Here is a 21,720-nt window from a genome sequence, read left to right as displayed (position 1 = left end):
AACGGGGCGGATTTTAATTCAATTCCAATTTATTACAAGCGGGCCGTTGCGGGAAAATTGAGGGCCCTGCGCCAGGTTTGCGGCAACGCACAATGCAGCGTGCACCGGTTTGGACGCTTTTTATGAAGCCAAAGGAAGAGTGCTGCGCCGGCGGCAAGAGCCGAAAATGACAACGCCGGGCTGGCCCGGCGTTGTGTTCCCGTGGACGCTATTGCGCAATAGCAGTCGGGAAAGATGTTTTGGGGTGGCTGATGGGACTCGAACCCACGACGACCAGAATCACAATCTGGGACTCTACCAGCTGAGCTACAGCCACCGCAGAGCCTTCAATTGTAGCGGCAAAAACCCCGGTTTTCGCCACCGGGGCATCCGAACGGGCCTGAAATTCTTCTCAACCCGTGGCGAGGGGCCCGGCCGGGGCTGTCTTCTTGATCTTGATCGAGCCATCCGGCCTTTCGCAGGTGCCGATCAGCAGGCCGCTCGCGAGCGCGTGCTTCCGCAGGGCGTCGAACACCTCGTCCCGGCCTGGCGCCGCGGAAAACGCGGGCATGCCGTCGAGCGCGAACAGCTGGAAGGCGTAGCGGTGAGCGCCGTGTCCCGGGGGCGGATCGGGAGGCAGCCAGGCGGCCTGCAGCCCGGAGTTGCGACCCACGTGCAAACCGGCGGCGCCGGCATTGTCCCGGCTCGGGATGGCCGCTTCGTCGAGCTTGCCCTCGGTCGGCCGCAGCCCGACGACGATGGCATGCACGAGCGGATTCGGCGTGGGCGAATCGGCGTCCTCGACCACCAGCACCAGCGATTCGGTGCCCGCCGGAAGCCCGGCCCATTGCAGCGGCGGCGACAGGCCTTCTCCATCGGCCGTATGGCGCGACGGCAAGGGCGCGTGGTCCGCGAAAGCAACGCTGCTCAAGGCGATCGACGCCATGCCCTGCCGCATGCCCAGCGTATTGAAGACGATCTTGTCCAGGCCCGCGCGCATTCCCTGCAGCGCGTGGCCGATGACTTCAGGCAGTTTTTCCAGCATGGTCCCGGTATAGCGCTGCGCCGCGAAGCACCCTGTAGGACGCAGCAGCAACCAGGACATGGCCGTCTGCGCCAAAGTTCTCGGACATCGAGCCGATGTGATTCGGCCGGCTTCGGCGATCGCGTTGCTCCGCTATCATGAGCGCCGCTTGCTTCGACGGTTCGCGCGTTCTGCAGCGACCGCTACTTTCCATTTCACCGCCAAAGGAATTTCTTCATGAGCATCGTCTGGACCATCCTGATCGGGTTCATCGTGGGTCTGGTGGCGCGGGCCGTCAAGCCGGGCGACGATTCCGCCGGCTTCATCGTGACCACGCTGATCGGCGTGGCAGGTTCCTTGATCGTGACCTATGTCGGCCAGGCGCTCGGCTGGTACACCGCGGGCCAGGGTGCGGGCTTCATTGCCTCGGTGCTCGGCGCGATCGTGCTGCTGATCCTGTACGGCCTGATCAAGCGCAAGAGCTGACCCGGCCGGCAGTGCGGATCGATGCCGCGCAAACCACGGGCCAGGCACCACGTCTACGTGGTCGAACTCGATGACCGCGTCTGGAACCATGGCCGGTTCAGGCGCGCGAATCCCGACTACCAGCTCGGCAAGCCCTTCGTCTACGTGGGAATGACCGGGCTGGACCCCGACATCCGCTTCGACAAGCACAAGGCCGGCATCCAGGCCAACAGCTTCGTCCAGGCCTTCGGCCTCAGGCTGCTGCCTGCGCTCTATGAACGCTACAACCCGATGAGCTACGAGGATGCACGATCGATGGAGGTCGAGCTCGGCATCGCGCTGCGCAGGAGCGGCTACGGCGTCTGGCAGGCCTGAGGCCGATCGTGCCCCTGCACCGGGGTCTCAGGCGTAGGTGATCCAGTTCTCGTAGGCCGCAGCGTCCAGGTGCGGCAGCGTGTTGTAGGTGACGAGCATGTGCCGCTTGGGCGTGAAGGCGAACTCCGTCACGGCGGTGTTCCGGATGCGCAGGTTCAGTTCGATCGTGGTTTCCGGGCTCGTTCCCAGCACATGGCCAACCGCCGTGCTGATGGGTCCGCCGCTCGACACCACCAGCACCTTGGCGCCATGGTGGCGGGCGCGCACATGGTCGAGCGCCGTTGTCACGCCCGCCAGGAAGTCGACATAGCTCGGCATGCCGACGGGCCGGGTCCGGCCCTGCATCCAGGCGCCGAGGCCATCGCGCAAGAGGCGGAAGTGGTTGCGGTACATCTCGGGCGAGTCGGGCTTCTCGAGCTTGCCTTCGTGGATGGTGGCAATGACCGCCTCGCTGTCGTACTCGTTGAGCCCGGGCCACGCCAGCACATCGTCGCGCTTCAGCGCCAGTCCCTCGGCAATGCCTTCCCAGGTCTGTCGATGGCGCTTCAGGGTGCCGGTGATCACGGCATCGAAATGCATGCCGCGCTCCCGCCAGTATTCGCCGAGGCGCACGGACTGCCTGTGCCCGAGCTCGCTCAGCTTGTCGTAGTCGGCAGCGCCGAAACTGGCCTGGCCGTGGCGCACGAGATAGAGGGTTCCCATGCCTGGGATTCTGGCGACAAGCGCAGCTTGCACTTGTCCCACGTGCGACGAGTGCCGCGGGCCGCTGACCCAGGCGCGACAGCGCGCGCCGGTCCCACGGGTCAGCGGGCTGCCGTGGGCAGCGTCTCCGCCGGCTTCGGCACGAGGATCTCGGCCTTGAAGCGTTCCTTCAGCACGTTGTAGTAAGCAACTTCTTCCGCCGCAGCCACCGACTGGCCGACCTGCGCGTTCTCCTGCTGCGTTTGCTCAGGCGCCGACGGCGTGCGCGGAACCACCTTCATCACGCGAACCACCGCATAGCCTTGCGTACCCAGGTCGACGCCCACCAGCGCAGGCAGCTTGGACGCGTCGGCGCGCAGCGCTGCATCGATGACGGCAATGGGCTGGGCCTGCGCTTCGCGTCGCGAAACCGTGACCGGCGCGCCAAAGGTGGCGCCGTCGGCCTTGGCAGTCCAGGCGGCGAGCTTGGCTTCGCCCTCTGCCTTGGCCATGACCGCGGCACGCTCGGTGATGAGCTGCGCACGGATCTTGTCCTTGACTTCGGCCAGGGGCATCGGATGCGCGGGCGTGTACTGCGTCACGCGGCCTGCCGCGAGCTGGTTGGAGCCGACTTCGATGGCTTCGGTGTTCTGCTTGCGATCCAGCGAATCGGCCGCGAACAGCGCGTTCAGGAAATTGCGGTTCGCGAGCACGCCGGTGGCGCCCGGCGGCGGCGTGCGCGAGACGTTGCCGGCCGTCTGGATCGTGAGCTTCAGCTTTTCCGCCGCGGGCTTGAGGCTGTCGGGCTGCTGGTAGACCGCATCGGTGAAGGTTTCCGCGGCCTTCGCGAATTCCTGCGTCGCCTGCTGCGCACGGACTTCGTTCTCGATGGTGGCGCGCACCTGCTCGAACGGCGGCACCACGGCCGGCTTGATGTCGGCGAGGCGGATGATGTGATAGCCGAACTCGGTTTCGACCACGTCGCTGATGTCGCCCTTCTTGAGCGCGAACAGCGCATCCTCGAAGGGCTTGACCATCGCGCCGCGGGTCACGAAGTCGAGGTCGCCGCCCTTCTCCGCCGATCCGGGATCCTGCGAGTTCTTGCGCGCAACGTCGGCGAAGGTGGCGGGCGCCTTCCTCACTTCGGCGAGCAATTGCTCTGCCCTGGCCTTGGCCTTGGCGCGGTCGGCTGCCGGTGCGCTTGCCGGTGCGGTGATCAGGATGTGGCTGGCGCGGCGTTCTTCCTTGGTACCGAAGCGCGCCGTGTTCTGCTCGTAGTAGGTCTTGAGGTCGGCCTCGTTGACCGAGATGTTCTTCTTGGCGGCTTCCAGGTCGAGCACGAGGTATTCGATGCTGGCCTGCTCGGGCGCCTGGAACTGGGCGGTGTGGGCCTTGTAGTAGGCCTCCACGTCGGCATCGCTCACGGTCACCTTGGACGCGAAGCTCTCGGGGCTGAAGCGCGCGACCTGGATCTCGCGACGGTCGTAGAAGGCGTTGATGGTTGCCGCAGCCAGCGCGGGCGGCGTGAAGGCCGTGCCCGTGATGCCCAACAGCATCTGCTGCGTGGCCAGCTCGGCGCGCATCGACGCCTCGTACTGCTCCGGCGTGCGGCCGGTGACGCGCTGGAAGCTCTCGCGGTCGAACTTGCCGTCCGGCGTGCGGAACGCCGCAAGGCCCGTGTCCTGCGCGAAGATGCGCGACAGCCGCTCTTCGGAGATGGTCACGTTCGACTTGGCCGCCGCCGCGGCCAGCACGCGGTCGCGCACCATGCGCTCCAGCGTGGCATAGCGCATCACGTCGGATTCGAGCAGCGCCGGATCGACGTTGGGCGATTGCTGGCGGATGCGGTCAGTCTCGAGGCGATGCTGCGCATCCCACTCGGGCCGGGTGATGCTCTGGCCATCGACCCGCGCGACCTTCACTTCGCCGCCGGAGCCCTGATAGCGCTCCACGCCAAAGAGGACGAACGAGGGAATGATCAGCAAGAACAAGAAAATCATGACGATCTTGTTGTACTTGCGGAAGAAATCAAACATGCTTGAACACTCTTTTGCGACGGATGTCGGGACGGCAATAAAAAAGGCGAACCAGTGTTCGCCTTTGCATCGGGTGGTGGTGGGTGCTGAGGGGCTCGAACCCCCGACCTACGCCTTGTAAGGGCGCCGCTCTACCAGCTGAGCTAAGCACCCCACCGGGAATACTTCTCCGAGTCTACGTCTTAGTTCAGCGCGTCTTTCAACGCCTTGCCCGGACGGAACTTCGGAATCTTGGCGGCCTTGATTTTAATCGCGTCGCCGGTGCGCGGATTGCGGCCGGTGCGAGCCGCCCTTTTGCCGACTGCGAAAGTGCCAAAACCGACCAGCGACACCGAGCCGCCTTTTTTGAGCGTGGTACGAATGGCGCCGATGGTGGATTCCAGCGCGCGGGTAGCGGCTGCCTTGGAAATATCGGCGTTCTTTGCGATGTGCTCAATCAGTTCGGTCTTGTTCACAAGGGCCCCTTGTAGAAGAAATAAAGTTGGTCGGCTTTCGTCAGCTGCGAGCTGGCCGCGAAATGACGCGGCTCGACAAGCCTGGCAGGACTGACGCCTCGGCAGCGCGCTGCCAGCGAGGATTACAACCACTGGTCTGCAGGGTGTCAATACGACACGAGGCCGTGCAGAACAGCGGAGCGCGCGATTTTAGGGGCGTTTCTTGAAGACGAATTTCAAAGGGCCTCGGCAATGGCCTTGCCAAGGTCGCTGGTGCTCGCCTTGCCGCCGATGTCGGGCGTGCGCGGCGCTCCGCTTTGGGGCGCCAGCACCTTTTCGATGGTGGAAAGGATCGCGTCGTGCGCGTTCTTGTGGCCCAGGAACTCGAGCATCATCGCGCCGCACCAGATCTGTCCGATCGGGTTGGCGATGCCCTTGCCCGCGATGTCGGGCGCCGAGCCGTGCACCGGCTCGAACAGCGAGGGCGTGGTGCGCTCCGGGTTGAGGTTGGCGCTGGGCGCGATGCCGATGGTGCCGGTGCACGCAGGGCCGAGGTCGGACAGGATGTCGCCGAACAGGTTGCTGGCCACGACCACGTCGAAGAAGTCGGGCCGCTGCACGAAGTGGGCCGTGAGGATGTCGATGTGGAACTTGTCGAGCTTCACGCCCGGATAGTTCTTCGCCATTTCGGCCACGCGCTCGTCCCAGTAGGGCATGGTGATGGAGATGCCGTTCGACTTGGTGGCGCTCGTCAGGTGCTTCTTTGGGCGCGACTGTGCGAGCTCGAAGGCGAACTTGAGCACGCGGTCGACGCCCACGCGCGACATCACGGTTTCCTGCACCACGATCTCGCGCGGCGTGCCTTCGTACATGCGACCGCCGATGCTCGAGTATTCGCCTTCGGTGTTCTCGCGCACGATGTACATGTCGATCTCGCCGGGCTCGCGCGGCGTGCCGTCGCGCCGCACCACGGGGGCCGTGATGCCGGGCATCAGGCGTGCGGGACGCAGGTTGATGTACTGGTCGAATTCGCGGCGGAACAAGAGCAGCGAGCCCCAGAGCGACACGTGGTCGGCAATCTTCTCGGGCCAGCCGACCGCGCCGAAGTAGATGGCGTCATGCCCGCCGATCTGGTCCTTCCAGTTGTCGGGCAGCATCTTGCCGTGCTTCTCGCAGTAGTCCCAGCTCGAGAAGTCGAAGTGGTCGAACTTCAGGTCGATGCCGAACTTGCGCGCCGCGGCATCGACCACGCGCAGGCCTTCGGGCATGGTTTCCTTGCCGATGCCGTCGCCGGCGATGACTGCGATTCTGTGGGTGGTCATGGTCTGGTTCCTTCTTGCTGGAGAGGGGAAGTGAAGAACTGGAGCGCCTCGGCGAGGAGTTCGCGCGGGGCTTCCTCCGGTACGTAGTGGCCGCACGGCAAGGCGCGGCCCGAAACCTGGGTGGCGCATTCGCGCCAGAGCGAGAGCACGTCGAAGCATCGGCCCACCGCGCCGTGCTCGCCCCAGAGCACGCGCAGCGGTTGCGCAAGCTTGCGGCCGGCGGCGATGTCGGCGCGGTCGTGCACGAGGTCGATGGTGGCGGACGCGCGGTAGTCGCCGCAGATGGATTCGGCCGTGCCCGCAATGGCCGCGCAGCGCTCGTACTCGGCCAGCACCTCGGGCGCGAAGGGCGCGAGCCCCGCGTGGCGCCCGCCCATCACGCTGCGCACGTAGCGCACCGGGTCGGAGGCGATCAGGGTCTCGGGCAGCGGCGGCGGCTGGATCAGGAAGAACCAGTGCCAATAGGCGCGCGCAAAGGCCTCGGTGGTGTTCTCGTACATCGAGAGCGTGGGCGCGATGTCCAGCAGCAGCATGCGGTCGACGGCCGCCGCATGGTCGGCGGCCAGCCGATGCGCGACCCGCGCGCCTCGGTCGTGGGCCAGCACGCCGAAGCGCTCGAAGCCGTGATGGCGCATGGCGGCGAGCGCATCGAGCGCCATTTCGCGCTTGCTGTAGGCCATGTGATCCGCATCGTCCGCAGGGCGGCCGGAGTCGCCATAGCCGCGCAGGTCCACCGCCACCACAGTGAACTGCTCGGCGAGCACCGGCGCCACGCGGTGCCAGATCAGGTGCGTCTGCGGATGCCCGTGCAGGAGCAGCAGGGGCGCGCCGCGCCCGCCGATGCGGCCATGCACGCGCACGCCGTTGCGCTCGATGTCGAATTCGGGAAAGTCGAAGAAGGAAGCAGTCACGCGGCGATTGTGCGTTGCGCTCCGTCGATCATCAAGCAACAATCAACCAATTCATACTTTCCGATTTGGCATGAATCCACTGTCGATGGACCGCGGCGATCTCGAGCTCGTGCTGGCCATCCGCGACCAGGGAAGCCTGGCGGGCGCCTCCGCCACGCTCGACGTGGTGCCCTCCGTCGTGACCAAGCGGCTCGGCGCGCTCGAGGCGCGGCTGGGCCAGCGGCTGTTCGAGCGCACCACGCGCCGGCTCAGCGTGACGGCCGAGGGAGAAGCGGTCTGCCTGCATGCCGGGGCGCTGCTCGAAGGCTTTGCCGCGCTCGAAAGCGAGCTCGGCGAGCGGCAGAACGAACTGGTCGGCACCATCCGGCTGGCTGCGACCTTCGGCTTCGGCCGGCGCTGGCTCGGCCCTGCCCTGGCCAGCTTCCAGGCGCGCCATCCCGGGCTGCAGATCGAATTGCTGCTGACCGAGCGGCTGCCCGACCTCGGCGCCGAAGGGTATGACGGTGCACTCTGGCTCTGGGCCGTGCAGCAGCGCCGCGCGGCCGACTGGGTCACGCGCCGCATTGCGCGCAACCAGCGCGTGCTCGCCGCATCTCCTTCATATATAGAACGGCGCGGCCTGCCGGCCACGGTCGACGCGCTGGCGGTGCACGACTGCCTGGTCGCGCGCGAGAACGGCGAGGTCAACCAGCATCAGTTCGCGCTGTGGACCCTGCGCCATGCGCGCGACGGCAGCACCGCGCGCGTGCGCGTCCAGGGTCCGCTGACGAGCAATTCGGGCGAGATGGTGCGCGACTGGTGCCTGGCCGGCCACGGCATCATGCTGCGCAGCCTGTGGGACATCGCACCGCAGCTGGCTTCCGGCGAGCTGGTGCGCGTGCTGCCCCACTACGCCATGCCCGATGCCGACATCCACTGGATCGCGCCCTGGCGCCCCAAGACGCCGCGCCGCGTGCGGCTGCTGCTCGACCACCTGGCGGAACAGTTTCGCGGCGAGCCCTGGAAACCCGGCAAGGCCGGTGCGCCGCGCTGAAGAAAAAGCAAAGGCGGCTCAGCGCTCGCTGCGCACCACCAGGCTCACGCCGGCTGCGGTGAGCCCGATGCCCAGCAAGGTCACCAGAGTGATCGGCTCGGCGAACAGCAGCCAGGCCATCACCGCGGTGCACGGCGGCACCAGGTAGAGCAGGCTCGTGACGGCGGTGGCCGTGCCGCGCTGGATCAGCATGTAGAGCAGCGAGCTGCCGCCGAGCGACAGCACCAGCACCGACCAGGCCATGGCGCCGGTCGAATGCGCGTTCCATTCGATGCCCTGCGATTCCATCGCCGCAAAGGGCAGGCACACAATCAATGCGGCCACCATCTGCACGGCGCTCGCGCTGCGCACGTCGCAGGGCGCGACGAAGCGCTTCTGGTACAGCGTGCCCGCCGTGATCGAAAGGAGCGCCATCACCGCAAGCGCCATGGTCAACGCACTGACCTCCGATCCCTGCCCGAACTTGCGCGACACCACGAGCACCAGGCCCGCAAAGCCGAGCACCAGCCCGGCCCATTGGCGCTGCGAAATGCGCCCGCCGTTGAACGACAGCCAGATGGCGGTCAGCACCGGCTGGATGCCGACCAGCAATGCCACCAGCCCCGCGCCCATGCCCGCATGCACCGCGGCCCAGACGCCGCCCAGGTAGCCGGCCTGCATCAGGACGCCGGTCACCGCCAGGTGTCCCCACTGCGCGCGCTCCTTCGGCCAGGGGACCCGCGCAAGCGCGACCCAGAGGCAGAAGCACACAAGAGAAAGCGCAAAGCGCACGGCCAGGAACTTGAGCGGCGGCGCATAAGGCATGCCATAGCGCGCAACGATGAAGCCCGTGCTCCAGATGAGCACGAAGACGGCCGGCATGGCACGCAGCCAGCTTGCGCCGCGGGCCGCAGCCACGCTCATTTCGCGCGGGCCCGGATTTCGGGGATGGCCTTCTGCAGGTAATAGACCATCGACCAGATCGTGAGCACGGCCGAGATCCAGATCAGCCACTGCCCCCAGAGGCCGGTGTCGATGATCTTGAAGAGGTGTCCGTCATAGAGCAGGAACGGAATCGCGACCATCTGCACGGTGGTCTTGACCTTGCCGATCATGTGGACCGCCACGCTCTTGCTGGCGCCGATCTGCGCCATCCATTCGCGCAGGGCCGAGATGGCGATCTCGCGGCCGATGATGATCAGCGCCACGAACACGTCGGCCCGGTTCAGGTGCACCAGCACCAGCAGCGAGGCGCAGACCAGGAACTTGTCGGCCACCGGATCGAGGAAGGCGCCGAAGGCCGAAGTCTGGTTGAGCTTTCGCGCCAGGAAGCCGTCGAGCCAGTCGGTGGCCGCGAAGACGATGAACATGACCGTGGCGATCAGGTTGCGCATCGGCTCGGCCATCGGCAGGTAGAACACACCAACGATCAATGGAATCGCGACGATGCGCGTCCAGGTCATGATGGTCGGGAGGGTCCAGAACATGCGGGCGATTGTGTCATGCGCGAGAGGCGGAACCGAAAGCCGGGGGCAATCGGCCTCAATGCAGTGCGCGATAGATTTCCTCGGCCAGGTCCGTGGCAATGCCTTCGACCGACGCGATGTCCTCGACGCTGGCCGCCGCCACGCCGCGGATTCCACCGAAGCGCTGCAGCAGGCGCGCGCGGCGCTTCGGTCCGATGCCCGGAATGTCTTCGAGCTGGCTGCCGCCCACGCGCACCTTCGCGCGCTTGGCGCGCATGCCGGTGATGGCAAAGCGGTGCGCCTCGTCGCGGATCTGCGCCACCAGCATCAGCGCCGCCGAGTCCTTGCCCAGGTAGACCTTCTCGCGGCCATCGGCGAACACCAGTTCCTCGAGGCCGACCTTGCGGCCCTCGCCCTTCTCGACGCCGACGATCAGCGACAGCGGCAGGCCCAGTTCGCTGAACACTTCGCGCGCCATCGACACCTGCCCCTTGCCGCCGTCGACCAGCACCAGTTCCGGCATGCGCGCGGTCCGGGTCTTGGGCGATGCGCCGCTGCCATCGCTCTCGGCGTCGCCCGGCGGCAGCGCCTCGGTCTCGGCCGCCATTGCCTCGGCCAGCTTGCCGTAGCGGCGGTGCAGCACCTGGCGCATCGCGGCGTAGTCGTCGCCGGGCGTGATGCCCTCGATGTTGTAGCGGCGGTATTCGCGGTTCTGCATCGTGTGGTGCTCGAACACCACGCACGAAGCCTGCGTGGCCTCGCCCGCGGTGTGCGAGATGTCGAAGCATTCGATGCGGAAGTTGTCGAGGTCGTCCGGCGCGAGCTCGAGCGCATCGGCCAGCGCGCGGGTGCGCGCCTGCTGCGAACCTTCTTCTGCCAGCAGCCGGGCCAGTTGCAGGCCGGCGTTGGTCTCGGCCATCTCCAGCCAGTGCCGGCGCTGCTCGCGCGGCTGGAACACCGCCGTCACGCGCGCGCCGGCCTGCTGCGAGATCGCCTCGATCAGCTCGCGGCTCACCAGGTGGCTCAGCACCAGCGTGGCGGGCACGGGCACGTCGATGTAGTGCTGGGCAATGAAGGCCTCGAGCACCTGCACTTCGATCGGATCGGCCACGGCGGGCACTGCGCCCTCTTCCGCATCGAGCTCGCCATGATGGATCTGCGCGGCGTCTTCCACGTGCACCGGAAAATAGGCGCGATCGCCCAGGTGCCGGCCGCCGCGCACCATCGCCAGGTTGACGCAGGCCTTGCCGCCCTGCACCTTGACGGCGAGGATGTCGACGTCCTTGTCGGAAGCGATCTCGATCGACTGCTGGTGCAGCACGCGCGAGATCGCCGACATCTGGTTGCGCAGCTCGGCCGCCTGCTCGAACTCGAGCTTCTCGGCGTGCTCGGTCATGCGCGCCTCGAGCTTCGAGAGCACGAGCTGGGTGTCGCCCATCAGGAAGGCTTCGGCGCTGGCCACGTCCTGCGCATAGGCCTCGGGCGTGATGTAGCCCACGCAGGGGCCGGTGCAGCGCTTGATCTGGTACAGCAGGCAGGGCCGCGTGCGGTTGGCGTACACCGTGTCCTCGCAGGTGCGCAGCCTGAACACCTTCTGCAGCAGCTGGATCGATTCCTTCACCGCCCAGGCGCTCGGGTAGGGCCCGAAGTAGCGGTGCTTCTTGTCGACCGCGCCGCGGTAGTAGGCCAGGCGCGGAAACTCGTGCGAGGCGATCTTCAGGTAGGGATAGCTCTTGTCGTCGCGGAACAGGATGTTGTAGCGCGGCTTGAGCGTCTTGATGAGATTGTTCTCGAGCAGCAGCGCCTCGGCCTCGGAGCGCACCACGGTGGTCTCCATGCGCGCGATCTTGCTGATCATGTGGCCGATGCGCGTGCCGCCATGGCTCTTCTGGAAATAGTTGGCAACCCGCTTCTTGAGGTTGCGCGCCTTGCCCACGTAGAGCACCGCGCCGGCCGCATCGAAATAGCGGTAGACGCCCGGCAGCTGCGGCAGGGCCGCGACTTCGCTGAGCAATTGATCGGAATGCACGTCTGACATGGCGGCTATTGTGGCGCGCACGCCAGGCCCGCATGGCCAGCCTGCGAGGAAACCCCGATCAGCCTGGAATGAATTGTGCTGATGATGGCGGGCGCGAGGAGCGCCTGTGTCATTTCATCAAGACTACTCGGGGAAACTCTCCATGAAGAAAAACATCCGGACGGGCGCCTGGCTGGCACTGTCTCCGATCGCGCTGGCATTGACCGTGGCCGGTTGCGGGGGCGGCGGCAGTGGCGCACAGGACAACGCCGCCCTGGTCGCGACGATCGCCGCCATCAATGCGGCCAACGCCAACCGGCCCGTCCCGCCGCCGCCAGAAGCCGACAAGGGCTGCCTGATCGGCGACGGCGGCACGCCGGTCGTGGTGGGTTCCGGCGACCCGGGCGACCCGGCGGCACCCGAGCCCGCCTCGGGCTACGTCGTCGGCCACAAGCTGGTCTACGCGAAGAACTACATGGTGGTGGCCAACCATCCGCTCGCCACGCGCGCGGGCTGCGACATCCTCAAGGCCGGCGGCAGCGCGGTCGACGCGGCGGTGGCGGTGCAGGCCGTGCTGGGCCTGGTCGAGCCGCAATCCAGCGGCCTGGGCGGCGGCGCGTTCATGCTCCACTACGACGCGGCGACCAGGAAGCTGCAGGCCTACGACGGGCGCGAAATGGCGCCGGCTGCGGCAACCGAGAACTACTTGCGCTGGATCGACGACGTGGCGGACCAGAACCCGCCCAAGCCCAGCGCCCGCGCGAGCGGCCGTTCCATCGGCACACCCGGCGCGGTGCGCATGCTCGACATCGCCTACAGGGACCACGGCAAGCTGCCCTGGAAGGACCTCTTCAGCTACGGCATCACGCTCGCCGCCGATGGCTTCCCGATCGGCGGACGCATGGCCGCCGCCATCTCCGGCTCGGCCGCCAGCCTCAAGCGCGACGCCGAGGCCACGGCCTACTTCTTCAACGACGACGGCACGCCGAAGGCGCTGGGCACCAGGCTCAGGAACCCGGCCTACGCGAGGACCCTCGGCACCATCGCCACGCAGGGCGCAGACGCGTTCTACACCGGCGCCGTTGCACAAGGCATCGTCGACAAGATCGGGATCACGGCGGCCGTCGACGGTTCGACCATCACGCCCGGCAAGACGACCATGGCCGACATGGCCGGCTATGTGGCCAAGCGCCGCGAACCGGTCTGCGGTACCTACCGCGACTACTACGTGTGCAGCATGTCGCCGCCGTCGTCCGGCGGCATTGCGGTGGTGCAGTCGCTGGGCATCCTCGAAACCTTCAACCTGGGCCTGTACAAACCCACCGCCATCGACCTCGAAGGCGGCAAGCCGGCCGTGATGGGTGTGCACCTGGTGAGCGAGGCCGAGCGCTTGGCCTATGCCGACCGCGACAAGTACGTGGCCGACACCGACTTCGTGCCGCTGCCCGGCGGCTCGGTCGACACCATGATCAACAAGCCCTACCTGCAGAAGCGGGCCAGCCTGATCAGCCTGTCGGCGAGCATGGGAACGGCGCTGCCGGGCGACCTCGGGAGCGTGCCCCTGGGCATCGACAAGACCGAGGAGCACGGCACGACGCACTTCACCATCGTCGACAAGCAGGGCAACGTCGTCACGATGACCACCACCGTCGAGAGCACGCTCGGTTCGTTCCACATGACCCAGGGCTTCATGCTGAACAACCAGCTGACCGACTTCGCCTCCAACCCCGACGACACCAGCGTCACCCCGAGCGTGAAGGTGGCCAACCGCGTCGCTCCCGGCAAGCGACCGCGCAGCACGATGGCGCCCACGATGGTGTTCAGGAAGAACAGCGACGGCAGCATGGGGGAGTTCGTGATGGGAACCGGATCGCCGGGCGGCGGCACGATCATCCAGTACGTGGTGAAGACGCTGGTCGGCGCGCTCGACTGGGGCCTCGATGCGCAGCAGGCCACCTCGCTGGTGGACTTCGGCGCCTCCAACAGCAAGACCACCAACGTGGGCGGCGAGCATCCGGCCATCGACACTTCGGACTCGGGCAACAACGACCCGCTGATCGCGGGGCTGCGCGCGCTCGGCCACACGGTGGGCTTCGGGGCGCAGTCCAGCGGCATCAGCACCATCATCCGCACGAACGTGGGCGGCAAACCCGTGCTCACCGGCGGCGCCGATCCGCGGCGCGAAGGCATCGTGCTGGGAGATACCTTCACACCCTGACCGAAAACACCCGCCCTCTCCGCGAGAGGGCGGCACCTATCTGGCGAGCTCGCTCACCAGCCGGTACAGGAACTCGCGGCCGTCGTAGAGCCGCTGGATCTCGATGCGCTCGTCCAGCCCGTGGGCGCGCGCATCCGCCGGGTCGAGGAACATGCCCGTCACGCCGTACATCGGAATGCCGGCGTTGCGCATGAAGCGGCTGTCGGTGGCGCCGGTGCTCATCGCGGGAACCACCGGCACGCCGGGCCACATGGCCTGCGTCACCGATTCCACGGTCTTCACCAGGTCGCCGTTCAGCGGCGAGGCCGGGCTGCGCAAGGGCTTGCCGAGGTTGCGCACCACGATCTTGTCGTTGCCGACGGCCTGAGTCAGCAGGCGCTCGACTTCGTCCGGGTCGTCGTGCGGCAGGATGCGGCAGTTGACCGTGGCCTTGGCCGACTGCGGCAGCGCGTTCTCTGCGTGGCCCGCCTGCACCATGGTCGCCACGCAGGTGGTGCGCAGCTGCGCGTTGTAGGCCGGGTTGGCCGAGAGCCGCTCGATCACCGCGGGCTCGGAGTTGCCGCCGCCGACGGCGCGCATGTCGTCGGCCAGCTGCCCTGTGGCAAACGGCGCGCTGCGTGCGAAATAGGTCTTGGTGACCTCGCCCAGCTTGACCGGGAACGCATAGCTGCCCAGTCGCTCCAGCCCCGCGGACAGCGCGTAGATCGGGTTGTTCCTGGTCGGCACCGAGCTGTGGCCGCCGACGTCGCGCGCCTCGAGCATGTAGGTGGTGTACATCTTCTCGGCCACCTGCATGCGGTGCAGGTTGGGCTTGCCGCCGCGCAGCTCGCCGCCGCCGCCTTCGTTGATGCCGAATTCCGCCTGCAGCAGTTCGGGCTTGTTGTTGATGAGCCAGAAGGCGCCGTTGCTGAGCGCGTCGCCGCGCTCTTCGTCGGCCGTCAGCGCCAGGATGATGTCGCGGCTGGGCTTGAAGCCTTCCTGCTTGAGCTGTCCCAGCACCGACACCAGCGCCGAGGCCATGGCCTTGTCGTCGATGGACCCGCGCGCCGTGAAGTAGCCGCCGGTTTCCTGCAGCTTGAACGGATCGGTCTTCCAGTCCTCGCGCCGGGCCTCGACCACGTCGATGTGGGCCAGCAGCAGCAGCGGCTTCTTGCTGCCGTTGCCCTTGAAGCGCAGCACCAGGTTGCCCTTCTTGGGGAAGGGCTCGAAGATCTGGATGTCGCCAGGCGCAAAGCCTGATTCGACCAGGCGCTTTTCCATCGCGCGCGCTGCGAGCGTGTTGTCGCCCACCGAATGGCTGGTGTTGATCTCGATCAGTTCCTTGTAGATGTCGTGGAAGCGCTGCTGCTGCGGTGTCAGCGACGGCGTCGTCTGCGCCGAGGCGCCGGCCAGGCCGCCCAGGGCCAGGGAAAGCGCGAGCACTGTTTTCGCCACACCGGGTGGACCAAAGAAACCAAGGGAAAGTGGCGAACGGCGGCGGATCGGCAAGCGCATGGTTTCTCTCTCCGGATGTTGGGTGCCGGCCAGCATACCAAGCAAGCGGCGGGTCTCGCCGAGGCCGAAGACGGGCACACTGGCGACCATGCAATGGGACATTTTCTGCAGGGTCATCGACAACCACGGCGACCTCGGCGTGTGCTGGCGGCTGTCGAGCCAGCTGGCTGCCCTCGGCGAGCGCGTGCGCCTGTGGATCGACGACGCCACCGCGCTGCGCTGGATGGCGCCCACCGGCTGCGAGGGCGTGAGCGTGATCGACTGGCTCGAGCCCGCCGCCGTCCGGCAAGCCGTGGCCGCCCCGCCGCCGGACGTGCTGATCGAGGCCTTCGGCTGCGAACCGGCGCCCGAACTGATCGCGCGTTTTGCCGAGCCGCAGGCCCCGGGCGAGCCGGGCCGGGCGTGGATCAATCTCGAATACCTGTCGGCCGAGCCATACGTCGAACGCCTGCACGGCCTGCCCTCGCCCGTGTTCAAGGGCCCCGGCATGGGGTTGACGAAGCGCTTTTTCTATCCGGGCTTCACGCCCGCCACGGGAGGCCTGCTGCGGGAGCCCGGCCTGCTGGAGCGAAGAGCACGCTTCGACCGCGCGCAGTGGCTGGCGGCGCAGCAGATTCCCTGGCGCGATGGCGAACGCCTGGTGTCGCTGTTCTGCTACGAGCCGCCGGCGCTGGCCACCCTGCTCGAGCAGCTGGCGGCAGGTTCGCAGCCCACGCGGCTCCTGGTCACCTCGGGCCGCGCGGCGCATGCGGTCCGGGCGTTCTTTGCCGGCAGGAAACAGCCGGACCAAGGGCTCTCGGGACTGGGCGCGCTATCAATTTCATACCTGCCCTACCTCACGCAGGCCGATTTCGATCACCTCCTGTGGGCCTGCGACCTGAATTTCGTGCGCGGCGAAGACTCGCTCGTGCGGGGCCTGTGGGCCGGCGCGCCGCTGGTCTGGCAGATCTACCCGCAGGACGACGACGCCCATCACGTCAAGCTCGGCGCCTGGCTCGACTGGCTGGGCGCCCCGCCGTCGCTACGGCAGTTCCACAATGCCTGGAACGGGTTCGACAGCAGCCCCCTGCCCCCTCTTGAAACACAGGGCCCATGGCACGAAACCGTGCGGGCCGCCCGCGAAAGGCTGGGCGCCCAGGAGGACTTGGTCACGCAATTGCGGCATCTGGTCGCCGGAAAAAGCTAAAATAGCGGGCTTTGCGGATTTCGGCCCGGATTTACACAGATCCGAGATGCTCTCCGCCAAACCTGCCGCGGGACATGTACCGCGGGGCCAATGATGCCGGCAAGAATGCCGCCGACGGCTCCGCGCACCGAGCGGCCAACATCCAGAGAACCTGATATGAAAATCGCTCAAGAAATCCGCGCCGGCAACGTCATCATGCACGGCAAGGACCCGATGGTCGTCCTCAAGACCGAATACAGCCGCGGCGGCCGCAACTCCGCCACCGTGCGCATGAAACTCAAGAGCCTGATCGCCAACTTCAACACCGAAGTGGTCTTCAAGGCCGACGACAAGATCGACCAGATCGTGCTCGACAAGAAGGAGTGCACCTACTCCTACTTCGCCGACCCGATGTACGTCTGCATGGACACCGAGTACAACCAGTACGAAGTCGAAGCCGAGAACATGGGCGACGCCCTCAACTACCTCGAGGACGGCATGCCGGTCGAAGTGGTGTTCTACGACGGCAAGGCCATCTCGGTCGAACTGCCGACCAGCGTCGAGCGCGAAATCACCTGGACCGAGCCGGCCGTCAAGGGCGACACCTCGGGCAAGGTGCTCAAGCCCGCCAAGATCGCCACCGGCTTCGAAGTGCCGGTGCCGCTGTTCGTCTCGCAAGGCGACAAGATCGAAATCGACACGCGCACCGGCGAATACCGCAAGCGCGTCTAAGTTCTGCACCTGCTGGCTGGCCAGCAGCCAGACGACGAAGGCTCCGCAAGGAGCCTTTTTCCGTTGATGGGCTTACCCTTCTGCCCATGAACACGTCCGCCAGCGTCCGCACCGAGATCGATGGGCCGGTCAGCACCATCGTCATGAATCGCCCGAAGCAGCGCAACGCTGTCGACCGGCCCATGGCCGAGGCGCTGCGCGCCGCCTTCGAGCGCTTCGAGGCCGACGAGAGCCAGCGCGTCGCGGTGCTCTGGGGCGAGCACGGCACCTTCTGCGCCGGCGCCGACCTGGGCGCGGTCGGCGACCCCGCGCGCCGCAATGAACTCGACCCCGAGGGCGGCGGCACGGGTCCGATGGGCCCAACGCGCATGGCGCTTGCGAAACCCCTGGTCGCCGCCATCAGCGGCCATGCGGTGGCCGGCGGCCTGGAGCTCGCGCTGCTGGCCGACCTGCGCGTGGCCGAGGAAGACGCCGTGCTCGGCGTGTTCTGCCGGCGCTGGGGCGTGCCGCTGATCGACGGCGGCACGGTGCGGCTGCCGCGCATCGTCGGCATGGGCCGCGCACTCGATCTGATCCTGACCGGCCGGCCCGTGAGCGCCCGGGAGGCGCAGGCGATGGGCCTGGTCAACCGCGTGGTGCCGCCAGGCCGCGCACGCCCCGAGGCCGAAGCGCTCGCGCGCGAGATCGCGTCGTTCCCGCAGCAATGCATGCTCGCGGACCGCGATTCCGCCTACGCCCAATGGAACCTGCCGCTGGCCGGTGCACTGCGGCAGGAAGGCCGGCTTGGCGTGCCGATCGTCGCGGCCGAGGGCGCGGCCGGTGCCGAGCGCTTCGTTCGCGGCGAGGGGCGCCACGGCACCTTCTGAGCCGCGGAACACCGCATCCCCGACGCTGCACAATGCTGCAAGTCTTCCTGTCCGATTTCTCCATGAACAACACGCACGACCTTCACGACAAGCGCCTCGCGGACGCCTGGGCCACCCTCAAGTCCCACTCCGAGAAAGGCCTTCCGCTCGACCCCGATCCTTCGCGCCTCGCCTTTGCCGATCCGGAGTTCCTGCTGCGCCGCGAAACCCGTGGCATCCGCATGCAGCTCGAGCTGATGAAGCCCGACCTGGAGCAGCGCGCCCACGGCATCGAAAACACCGTGGTGGTTTTCGGCAGCGCCCGCTTCCGCAGCGAGGAAGAAGCCGCCGCGCTGGTCGCGCAGGCCGAAGCCGGCGGCGACGCGGTGGCGGCCGAGCGCTGGCGCCGCCTGGCACGCAGTTCGCACTACTACGAGAAGGCACGCGCCTTCGGCAAGCTGGTGGCGGAGTACAGCAATGGCAAGGAACCCGAGGACAAGCTCTTTGTCTGCACCGGCGGCGGCCCCGGCATCATGCAGGCGGCCAACCGCGGCGCGCACGAAGGCGGCGGCCTCTCGGTCGGCCTGGCCATCGCGCTGCCGATGGAAGAAGAAGCCAATCCCTACGTCACGCCGGCGCTGAGCTTCAAGTTCCACTACTTCGCGATCCGCAAGATGCACTTCATGATGCGTGCCAAGGCGCTGGTGGCGTTCCCGGGCGGCTTCGGCACGCTGGACGAACTGTTCGAGGTGATCACGCTGGTGCAGACCCGCAAGTCGAAGCCGGTGCCGATCGTGCTGTTCGGCTCGGCCTACTGGAAGAAGCTCGTCGACTTCGACTTCCTGGTCGAGGAAGGCGTGATCTCGCCGGCCGACGTGAAGCTCTTCGAATACGTCGACGCGCCCGAAGACGCCTGGGACGCGATCAAGCGCTTCTACAAGCTGTAGCCCGGTTCCGGGCTCCGGCGGCATCGCACTGCCTTCGCGGGGCGGCTAGACCTTCAGGCCCCAGGTCGCCCGCGCCCCCAGCGCAACCACGCCGCCCACCACCCAGAAGACGCCCGCGATGCCGATCAGCGCGCCGATCGAGCCGAACAGCATCGGCATGGCCACGCTCGACGCGTTGATGGTCATGAGCCGCAGGCCCAGCGCCTCGCCGTGCCGCGCATGCGGCGTGATCTGGTGCAGCATGCTCATCACCATCGGCTGCACCGCGCCGAGCGAGAAGCCGAGGATCACGGAACACAGGCCCATGGTCCAGGCCGAGCCGAGCAGCGGATAGACCGCGAACACCAGCGCCGTGACGGAGGTGGAGCTCAGGATCACGCTGCGCTCCGAAGCGCGCGAGGCCACCAGCGGCAGCACCACCCGGATGGCCGCCGCCGCAATGGCGAAGGCGCCGAGGATGGAGCCGATCACCGAAGCGCTGATGCCGCGGTCATGCCCCAGCACCGGCAGCACGAAGGCATGCACATCCCAGCTCGACGACTGCAGCCAGTTCACGAACAGCAGGCGGCGGAACATCGGCTCGCGCAACAGGTCCCAGGCGCGCGTGGGCATGGCGCCGGCGGCGGGTGCGGCAGGCGGCGGCTCGTGCGCGCCGCGCGCAAGCAGCCAGCAGACGATGGGAAAAGCCGCCATCACCGCGAAGCAGACCCGGAACGCCAGCATGTCCGCGGGTGCGCGTCCCGCATGGTCGATGAGCATGCCGGCGACGAACGGGCCGACGAAATTGGCGACCGCGGGCGCTATCGCCAGCCAGCTGAACACGCGCTTGAGCTGGGTGGCGTTGGTCGCGGAGCGGCCCACATGGCGCTGCAGTGCAATGACGGTCGCGCCGGTGGCGCCGCCGGTCAGCAGCGCCGCGATGCACATCATCGCGAAGGTCGGAAAAACGAGCACGAGTCCGGCGCCGGCCGAAGCCGCAATGACCGAGAGCCACAGCGGCCGCTTGAACCCATGCCGGTCGGCAAAGCGCCCGGCCGGCAGCGCCAGGAACACCTGCGTGAGCGCGAACAGCGCAATCAGCACGCCGACGGCCGCCGCGCTGTAGCCCAGTTGCAGCGCCAGCAGCGGGGTTGCGAGCCGCATGCCGGCCATGGTGGCGTGCAGGCAGACCTGGGCGCCGATCACGCGCAGCAGTTCGGAGCCTTTCACGGGGTGTCGTCGCCCTCGCTGTCGGCGGTGGAAGGCAGCAGCACCTGCGACTGCGCTTCTGGCAGCGCCTCGACCTTGCGCAGCGCCAGGCGCATCTGCTTGGCGCGCGTGTCGGCCTTGTCGAGCGTGTCGGAGGCCTTGGCCACCTGCTCCTTGATGCGCGAGACCCATTCGCCGTAGCGCTCGAACTCGGTCTTGACCGCCCCCAGCACCTTCCAGACCTCGGAGGCCTGCTGCTCCAGCGCCAGCGTGCGAAAGCCCATGTGCAGGCTGTTGAGCATGGCAAGCAAGGTGGTCGGGCCGGCCAGCGTCACCCGGTGCTGGCGCTGGATGGCGTCCATCAGGCCCGGCCGGCGCAGCACCTCGGCATAGAGGCTCTCGACCGGCAGGAAAAGGATGGCGAAGTCGGTGGTGTGCGGCGCCGCCAGGTAGTTCTCGGCGATCGAACGGGCCTCGACGCGGATGCGCGCCTCGAGCGCCTTGGCCGCCAGTTCGGCGCCGGGTGCATCGGCACGCTCATGCGCATCGATCAGGCGCTCGTAGTCGTCGCGCGGAAACTTGGCGTCGATCGGCAGCCACACCGGGGCGCCGTCGTCGCCGCGGCCCGGGAAGCGGATCGCGAAGTCCACACGCTGGCCGCTGCGCGGCTTGGTCTCGACCTGCTTGGCGTATTGCTCGGACGTGAGCACCTGCTCGAGCAACGCCTCGAGCTGCACCTCGCCGAACACGCCGCGCGTCTTCACGTTGGTCAGCACGCGCTGCAGGCTGCCGACGCCGACGGCCAGCGTCTGCATCTCGCCCAGGCCCTTGTGCACCTGCTCGAGCCGGTCGGCCACCTGCTTGAAGCTCTCGCCAAGGCGCGCTTCGAGCGTGCTCTGCAGCTTCTCGTCGACGGTCTTGCGCATCTCGTCGAGCTTGGCGGTGTTGCTCTGCTGCAGCTGCGCGAGCTGCGCTTCCATGGTCGCGCGCACTTCCGACAGGCGGCGCGCATTGGATTCGCTCAGACCCTGCAGCTGGGTGTTGAGCGTGTCGGCCAGGGTCTTCTGCAGCGAGGCGAGCTGCAGCGAGAAGGCATCGAGTTGGGCGTTCTGCGTGCGGGTGGCTTCGGCGCCCTGCTGCACCAGCGCCTGCTGGAAGGTGGCGAAGGCCTGCGCGGTTTCCTGCCGCGCGCCGCGCGAGCTCTCGCCGATTTCGTGGCGCAGCTCGCGCTCGGTGCGTTCGTTGGCCGCGCCCATGGCGGACAGCACGGCAAGCAGCTCGCTGTGGTCGGGCGCAGGCTGGCGGCGTGCCAGCAGCCAGACCGCGAGCACCAGCTGGACCACCGCAAAGGCGGCCAGCAGAAGAAGAATCAGGGAAGTGTCCAAGGTGGCGATGACGGTCCGTGTTTG

The 21,720-nt window shown here is 67.3% G+C and carries 20 protein-coding genes and 2 tRNA genes; 8 read left to right on the top strand and 14 right to left on the bottom strand.

What is annotated here, in order from left to right:
- Positions 1-240: 240 nt before the first annotated feature.
- Positions 241-316 (bottom strand) — tRNA-His (locus ACAM54_RS09435).
- Positions 317-391: 75 nt separating this feature from the next.
- Positions 392-1,084: a YbhB/YbcL family Raf kinase inhibitor-like protein gene (locus ACAM54_RS09430; protein WP_369650534.1), complete on the bottom strand. Its 693-nt coding sequence runs from the start codon at positions 1,082-1,084 to the stop codon at positions 392-394.
- A gap of 156 nt (positions 1,085-1,240) precedes the next feature.
- On the opposite strand from ACAM54_RS09430, the gene ACAM54_RS09425 reads away from it, so the two are divergent.
- Together ACAM54_RS09425 and ACAM54_RS09420 are read left to right on the top strand one after the other, a co-directional pair.
- Positions 1,241-1,489, top strand: a complete 249-nt coding sequence (locus ACAM54_RS09425; protein ID WP_012746934.1) for a GlsB/YeaQ/YmgE family stress response membrane protein — start codon at positions 1,241-1,243, stop codon at positions 1,487-1,489.
- A 21-nt stretch (positions 1,490-1,510) separates the two neighbouring features.
- A complete protein-coding gene (locus ACAM54_RS09420; protein WP_025569766.1) occupies positions 1,511-1,843 on the top strand; it encodes a hypothetical protein in 333 nt (110 codons plus the stop codon).
- Positions 1,844-1,870: 27 nt separating this feature from the next.
- On the opposite strand, the gene ACAM54_RS09415 is transcribed toward ACAM54_RS09420, so the two are convergent.
- The 6 genes from ACAM54_RS09415 to ACAM54_RS09390 form a co-directional block, all read right to left on the bottom strand.
- Positions 1,871-2,545 (bottom strand): histidine phosphatase family protein, encoded by a 675-nt coding sequence (locus tag ACAM54_RS09415; RefSeq protein WP_369650533.1) that lies wholly within the window; start codon positions 2,543-2,545, stop codon positions 1,871-1,873.
- A gap of 101 nt (positions 2,546-2,646) precedes the next feature.
- Positions 2,647-4,560, bottom strand: a complete 1,914-nt coding sequence (locus tag ACAM54_RS09410) for a SurA N-terminal domain-containing protein (protein ID WP_369650532.1) — start codon at positions 4,558-4,560, stop codon at positions 2,647-2,649.
- A gap of 77 nt (positions 4,561-4,637) precedes the next feature.
- A tRNA-Val gene (locus ACAM54_RS09405) sits at positions 4,638-4,713 on the bottom strand.
- A 29-nt stretch (positions 4,714-4,742) separates the two neighbouring features.
- Complete coding sequence (locus ACAM54_RS09400; RefSeq protein WP_007830705.1) at positions 4,743-5,015, bottom strand: HU family DNA-binding protein; 273 nt, start codon at positions 5,013-5,015, stop codon at positions 4,743-4,745.
- A 215-nt stretch (positions 5,016-5,230) separates the two neighbouring features.
- Positions 5,231-6,316 carry a tartrate dehydrogenase gene (locus ACAM54_RS09395; protein ID WP_012746930.1) on the bottom strand — a complete coding sequence of 362 codons (1,086 nt, stop codon included), beginning with the start codon at positions 6,314-6,316 and terminating at the stop codon, positions 5,231-5,233.
- Positions 6,313-7,227, bottom strand: a complete 915-nt coding sequence (locus ACAM54_RS09390) for an alpha/beta fold hydrolase (RefSeq protein WP_369650531.1) — start codon at positions 7,225-7,227, stop codon at positions 6,313-6,315. The genes ACAM54_RS09395 and ACAM54_RS09390 overlap by 4 nt, the downstream gene beginning before the upstream one ends.
- Before the next feature lie 70 nt (positions 7,228-7,297).
- Between ACAM54_RS09390 and ACAM54_RS09385 the strand changes: the two genes are divergently transcribed.
- The gene (locus tag ACAM54_RS09385) at positions 7,298-8,260 is read left to right on the top strand and encodes a LysR substrate-binding domain-containing protein (RefSeq protein WP_369650530.1); all 963 of its coding nucleotides are present in this window, start codon (positions 7,298-7,300) and stop codon (positions 8,258-8,260) included.
- Between the two features lie 18 nt (positions 8,261-8,278).
- Here the strand turns inward: ACAM54_RS09385 and ACAM54_RS09380 are convergent, their stop codons facing one another.
- Genes ACAM54_RS09380 through uvrC form a run of 3 tightly spaced genes read right to left on the bottom strand, consistent with a single transcriptional unit; the run spans position 8,279 to position 11,743 of the window.
- Complete coding sequence (locus tag ACAM54_RS09380; RefSeq protein ID WP_369650529.1) at positions 8,279-9,163, bottom strand: DMT family transporter; 885 nt, start codon at positions 9,161-9,163, stop codon at positions 8,279-8,281.
- A complete protein-coding gene (gene pgsA, locus ACAM54_RS09375) occupies positions 9,160-9,726 on the bottom strand; it encodes a CDP-diacylglycerol--glycerol-3-phosphate 3-phosphatidyltransferase (RefSeq protein WP_145745934.1) in 567 nt (188 codons plus the stop codon). Before pgsA ends, ACAM54_RS09380 begins: the two co-directional genes overlap by 4 nt.
- Positions 9,727-9,781: 55 nt before the next feature.
- Positions 9,782-11,743 (bottom strand): excinuclease ABC subunit UvrC, encoded by a 1,962-nt coding sequence (gene uvrC, locus ACAM54_RS09370; protein ID WP_369650528.1) that lies wholly within the window; start codon positions 11,741-11,743, stop codon positions 9,782-9,784.
- Between the two features lie 142 nt (positions 11,744-11,885).
- On the opposite strand from uvrC, the gene ACAM54_RS09365 reads away from it, so the two are divergent.
- A complete protein-coding gene (locus ACAM54_RS09365) occupies positions 11,886-13,940 on the top strand; it encodes a gamma-glutamyltransferase family protein (RefSeq protein WP_369650527.1) in 2,055 nt (684 codons plus the stop codon).
- A gap of 36 nt (positions 13,941-13,976) precedes the next feature.
- Here the strand turns inward: ACAM54_RS09365 and ACAM54_RS09360 are convergent, their stop codons facing one another.
- Positions 13,977-15,434, bottom strand: coding sequence for a M20/M25/M40 family metallo-hydrolase (locus tag ACAM54_RS09360; RefSeq protein WP_369650526.1), 1,458 nt, complete (start codon positions 15,432-15,434; stop codon positions 13,977-13,979).
- Between the two features lie 88 nt (positions 15,435-15,522).
- Between ACAM54_RS09360 and earP the strand changes: the two genes are divergently transcribed.
- The 4 genes from earP (at position 15,523) to ACAM54_RS09340 (ending at position 19,123) form a co-directional block, all read left to right on the top strand.
- Positions 15,523-16,620, top strand: coding sequence for an elongation factor P maturation arginine rhamnosyltransferase EarP (gene earP, locus ACAM54_RS09355; protein ID WP_369650525.1), 1,098 nt, complete (start codon positions 15,523-15,525; stop codon positions 16,618-16,620).
- Positions 16,621-16,776: 156 nt separating this feature from the next.
- On the top strand, positions 16,777-17,331 hold the full coding sequence (gene efp, locus ACAM54_RS09350) for an elongation factor P (protein ID WP_012746921.1): 555 nt from the start codon (positions 16,777-16,779) through the stop codon (positions 17,329-17,331).
- An 86-nt stretch (positions 17,332-17,417) separates the two neighbouring features.
- Positions 17,418-18,197 (top strand): crotonase/enoyl-CoA hydratase family protein, encoded by a 780-nt coding sequence (locus ACAM54_RS09345; protein ID WP_369650524.1) that lies wholly within the window; start codon positions 17,418-17,420, stop codon positions 18,195-18,197.
- 62 nt (positions 18,198-18,259) lie between these two features.
- Entirely contained in the window at positions 18,260-19,123 is an 864-nt protein-coding gene (locus tag ACAM54_RS09340) for a TIGR00730 family Rossman fold protein (protein WP_369650961.1), read from the top strand.
- Positions 19,124-19,168: 45 nt separating this feature from the next.
- On the opposite strand, the gene ACAM54_RS09335 is transcribed toward ACAM54_RS09340, so the two are convergent.
- Together ACAM54_RS09335 and ACAM54_RS09330 are read right to left on the bottom strand one after the other, a co-directional pair.
- Positions 19,169-20,332 carry an MFS transporter gene (locus tag ACAM54_RS09335; RefSeq protein WP_369650523.1) on the bottom strand — a complete coding sequence of 388 codons (1,164 nt, stop codon included), beginning with the start codon at positions 20,330-20,332 and terminating at the stop codon, positions 19,169-19,171.
- Entirely contained in the window at positions 20,329-21,696 is a 1,368-nt protein-coding gene (locus tag ACAM54_RS09330; protein ID WP_369650522.1) for a DNA recombination protein RmuC, read from the bottom strand. Before ACAM54_RS09330 ends, ACAM54_RS09335 begins: the two co-directional genes overlap by 4 nt.
- Between the last annotated feature and the right edge of the window lie 24 nt (positions 21,697-21,720).

Source organism: Variovorax sp. V93, from assembly GCF_041154485.1.
GTDB classification, from domain to species: domain Bacteria; phylum Pseudomonadota; class Gammaproteobacteria; order Burkholderiales; family Burkholderiaceae_C; genus Variovorax; species Variovorax beijingensis_A.
Note: the sequence above shows the minus strand (reverse complement) of the source record. Positions and strands in the feature narration are given on the sequence as shown.

Coding starts and splice junctions, on each gene's coding strand:
- ACAM54_RS09340 (WP_369650961.1), top strand. CDS start 18,260: ATGAACAACACGCACGACCTTCACGACAAGCGCCTCGCGGACGCCTGG.
- ACAM54_RS09365 (WP_369650527.1), top strand. CDS start 11,886: ATGAAGAAAAACATCCGGACGGGCGCCTGGCTGGCACTGTCTCCGATC.
- ACAM54_RS09410 (WP_369650532.1), bottom strand. CDS start 4,560: ATGTTTGATTTCTTCCGCAAGTACAACAAGATCGTCATGATTTTCTTG.
- earP (WP_369650525.1), top strand. CDS start 15,523: ATGCAATGGGACATTTTCTGCAGGGTCATCGACAACCACGGCGACCTC.
- ACAM54_RS09430 (WP_369650534.1), bottom strand. CDS start 1,084: ATGTCCTGGTTGCTGCTGCGTCCTACAGGGTGCTTCGCGGCGCAGCGC.
- ACAM54_RS09380 (WP_369650529.1), bottom strand. CDS start 9,163: ATGAGCGTGGCTGCGGCCCGCGGCGCAAGCTGGCTGCGTGCCATGCCG.
- ACAM54_RS09395 (WP_012746930.1), bottom strand. CDS start 6,316: ATGACCACCCACAGAATCGCAGTCATCGCCGGCGACGGCATCGGCAAG.
- ACAM54_RS09360 (WP_369650526.1), bottom strand. CDS start 15,434: ATGCGCTTGCCGATCCGCCGCCGTTCGCCACTTTCCCTTGGTTTCTTT.
- ACAM54_RS09420 (WP_025569766.1), top strand. CDS start 1,511: ATGCCGCGCAAACCACGGGCCAGGCACCACGTCTACGTGGTCGAACTC.
- ACAM54_RS09415 (WP_369650533.1), bottom strand. CDS start 2,545: ATGGGAACCCTCTATCTCGTGCGCCACGGCCAGGCCAGTTTCGGCGCT.
- ACAM54_RS09385 (WP_369650530.1), top strand. CDS start 7,298: ATGAATCCACTGTCGATGGACCGCGGCGATCTCGAGCTCGTGCTGGCC.
- ACAM54_RS09425 (WP_012746934.1), top strand. CDS start 1,241: ATGAGCATCGTCTGGACCATCCTGATCGGGTTCATCGTGGGTCTGGTG.
- ACAM54_RS09345 (WP_369650524.1), top strand. CDS start 17,418: ATGAACACGTCCGCCAGCGTCCGCACCGAGATCGATGGGCCGGTCAGC.
- uvrC (WP_369650528.1), bottom strand. CDS start 11,743: ATGTCAGACGTGCATTCCGATCAATTGCTCAGCGAAGTCGCGGCCCTG.
- efp (WP_012746921.1), top strand. CDS start 16,777: ATGAAAATCGCTCAAGAAATCCGCGCCGGCAACGTCATCATGCACGGC.
- pgsA (WP_145745934.1), bottom strand. CDS start 9,726: ATGTTCTGGACCCTCCCGACCATCATGACCTGGACGCGCATCGTCGCG.